Below are 2,694 nucleotides of genomic sequence, written 5' to 3'. Positions count from 1 at the left end.
CGCAGGCCCGGGGCGGCGGCCGACACGGCGGCGCGCACGGCCTCGCCGTCGCTCAGCATCGTGATGAGGACGTCCGCCTCCCCGACGGCCTCGGCCGGCGACCCGGCGACCACCGCGCCGGCGGCCGCCAGGGGCAGGGCCCTGCTCCTCGTACGGTTCCACACCCGGACCTCAAGGCCGGCCCCGAGCAGGTTGCGCGCCATGGGCGCGCCCATGAGACCGGTGCCGAGCACTGCCACGGTAGCCATCAGGTCCTCCCGTGTTCGTCGCTTCCCCGTCCCGTACCCGGCGTGGCGTGGGCCACGTCTCGGCGGGCCATGTCGCGGCGGGCGACGTCCGGCGGGGAGGTGGCCGCCTCGGCCGGGATGTACGTGGACGGCGACGTGGCCCAGCTCTTCGGCGCCGCGACGCCGCCGTCCCATCGCCGCAGCCCGCTGGCCGGACCCGGACGACGGGCGACACGCGGGTCCGTGGTCAAGGACGGTCCAATGCTCACTCACCGGAGGCTGCTCACTCACCGGAGGCGACGAGGTCGGCGCGCTCGCGGGTGCCGTCCCCGGCGAACCACTCGCGCTCCGCCTCGAACCAGGCCCGCCAGCGCGGCTCCAGCTCCGGGCCGTCGCGCTCGATCACCCGCCGCAGGCGCACGGTCTCGGGCGCCTCCACCCAGACGGTGAAAGCCAGCAGCCCGGCCGCCGACCTGCGGGCCGTACCGACGCCCTCGATCACCAGCACCGGCGCTACCGGGACCGTGACGAGCTCCGCGTACGCCCCGCGCACCCAGTCGTAGCGGCGGAACGCGCCGGGCAGCCCGCGCCGCAACGGGCGGAGCACCTGCTCGTCGAGCGCGCCGAACCACGGGCCCGGCCCCTCCTCCCAGGGCACCGGGAAGTCGTCGCTGTGCACGACCTGGCAGCCCAGCGCCGCCGACAGCCGCCCGGCGAACGTCGTCTTGCCGGCCCCCGCCGGCCCGTCGACGGCGACCAGCCGGACCGGCCCGCACGACGGCTCACGGGCCAGGATGCGGCGGGACAGCTCTCGCACGGACCCAGGGTAGGTGACGTGGGAGCGGAGGAGAGAGAATGACGTTCCGCCCCATGGCGACCCGCCTCGCGCTCAGGAGGACCACCTTGCCCGGACCACTCGGTGACATCGTCGTGCTGGACCTGTCCAGGGCCCTGGCGGGTCCGCACGCCGCGCAGATGCTGGGCGACCTCGGGGCGAAGGTGATCAAGGTCGAGCATCCCGCCGGTGGCGACGAGTCGCGCGGCTGGGGCCCGCCGTTCGTCGGTCCAGATCACGATATTTCCACCTATTTTCTGGCGGCGAACCGTAACAAAGCGTCCATCGCCATCGACCTGAAGTCCGCCGGTGGCAAGGCGCTCATCGAGCGCCTCGTACGGCAGAGCGACGTGCTGATCGAGAACTTCCGCACCGGCGTCCTCGACCGGCTCGGCTTCTCCGTCGCGCGCCTGCACGAGCTCAATCCGCGCCTGGTCATCCTGTCGATCACCGGGTTCGGCCACGACGGCCCCGAGGGCGGCCGGCCCGGCTACGACCAGATCGCCCAGGGCGAAGCGGGCCTGATGTCACTGACCGGCCCCTCCAGCGACGAGCCGTACCGGGTGGGCGCCTCCATCGCCGACCTGCTCGCGGGCATCCACGGCGCGTACGGCGTGGCCGCGGCGCTCTACGAGCGCGAGCGCACCGGCGAGGGCCGGGTGGTGCGCACCTCCCTGCTGGCCTCGGTGACCGGCGTGCACTCCTACCACGGCACCGCGTGGACCGTGGCCGGTCATGTGCCCCGCGCGAACGGCAACCACCACACCTCCATCGCCCCCTACGGGGCGTTCCACTGCGCCGACGGCATGCTGCAGATCGCCGTGGCCAACGAGGCGCAGTGGCGCAAGGTGGCCGCGATGCTCGGCATCGACCCCGACGCGGCCAGGTACGCCACCAACCGCGACAGGTTCGCCCACCGCGACGAGCTGATCGGCGACATGGAGAAGGCGTTGGCCGCGCACGACCGCGCCCACTGGCTGGCCCGCCTGGGCGAGGCGGGGGTGCCCGCGGGCGCCATCCGCTCGCTCGACGAGGTCTACTCCTGGGAGCAGACCCGTTCGCAGGGGCTCGTCATCGAGGTGGACCATCCGGCGCTCGGCCGCATCGAGCTGCCGGGGCCGCCGCTGCGCTTCGACGGGCTCACCGGAGTGGAGCACACGGCCCCGCCCGCTCTCGGCCAGGACGGGCAGGCGGTGCTGGCCTGGCTCGACGAGCGCGAGAGATGATCCGGGCGTCCCGGGCGACGATCCGTGCACCGCGGGTGATGGTCCGGGCATCGTGGCACCGGCCGGTGCGTTCGTGCGTCAACATTGCAGCATCGCCTGACACGAGGGAGCCATGGTGAGCCGTCCGGACGCGCGCACGCTGATCGAGACGGTCCTCGACAGGGGGTCGTGGAAGTCGTGGGACGCGCCGCCCGCCGACCCCGCCGCGCCGGGCTCCTCCTACGCGGACGAGCTGGCCGCGGCGCGGGCGAAGTCCGGCTACGACGAGGCGGTCCTCACCGGCGAGGGCCTGCTGGGCGGGCGCCGGGTGGCGGTCGTGGCCGGCGAGTTCTCGTTCATGGCGGGCTCGATCGGGGTGGCGGCGGCCGAGCGGGTGACCCTCGCGGTCGAGCGGGCCGCCCGCGAG

At 74.2% G+C, this 2,694-nt stretch carries 5 protein-coding genes; 2 read left to right on the top strand and 3 right to left on the bottom strand.

All coding sequences use genetic code 11. The features are described from left to right. From DQW85_RS24650 to DQW85_RS24645, 3 genes are all read right to left on the bottom strand, one after another. The coding region (locus DQW85_RS24650) for an NAD(P)-binding domain-containing protein (protein ID WP_162795341.1) at window positions 1-248 on the bottom strand (248 nt) is incomplete at its 3' end. After that, window positions 248-496 (bottom strand): hypothetical protein, encoded by a 249-nt coding sequence (locus DQW85_RS44820; RefSeq protein ID WP_162795340.1) that lies wholly within the window; start codon window positions 494-496, stop codon window positions 248-250. The genes DQW85_RS44820 and DQW85_RS24650, both read right to left, overlap by 1 nt. 14 nt (window positions 497-510) lie before the next feature. After that, window positions 511-1,044 (bottom strand): uridine kinase family protein, encoded by a 534-nt coding sequence (locus DQW85_RS24645; protein WP_113702389.1) that lies wholly within the window; start codon window positions 1,042-1,044, stop codon window positions 511-513. 38 nt (window positions 1,045-1,082) lie between these two features. Between DQW85_RS24645 and DQW85_RS24640 the strand changes: the two genes are divergently transcribed. Both DQW85_RS24640 and DQW85_RS24635 read left to right on the top strand, forming a co-directional pair. Then, window positions 1,083-2,288 (top strand): CaiB/BaiF CoA transferase family protein, encoded by a 1,206-nt coding sequence (locus tag DQW85_RS24640; RefSeq protein WP_240197400.1) that lies wholly within the window; start codon window positions 1,083-1,085, stop codon window positions 2,286-2,288. Between the two features lie 112 nt (window positions 2,289-2,400). After that, on the top strand, window positions 2,401-2,694 hold a 294-nt coding region (locus DQW85_RS24635), incomplete at its 3' end, for a carboxyl transferase domain-containing protein (RefSeq protein ID WP_275888253.1).

The sequence above is a fragment of the Nonomuraea lactucae genome (assembly GCF_003313395.1).
Classification (GTDB): domain Bacteria; phylum Actinomycetota; class Actinomycetes; order Streptosporangiales; family Streptosporangiaceae; genus Nonomuraea; species Nonomuraea lactucae.
Note: the sequence above shows the minus strand (reverse complement) of the source record. Positions and strands in the feature narration are given on the sequence as shown.

Bases quoted from the DNA above. Each gene is read 5' to 3' on its own strand.
- DQW85_RS24640 (WP_240197400.1), top strand. From the start codon at position 1,083: ATGACGTTCCGCCCCATGGCGACCCGCCTCGCGCTCAGGAGGACCACC.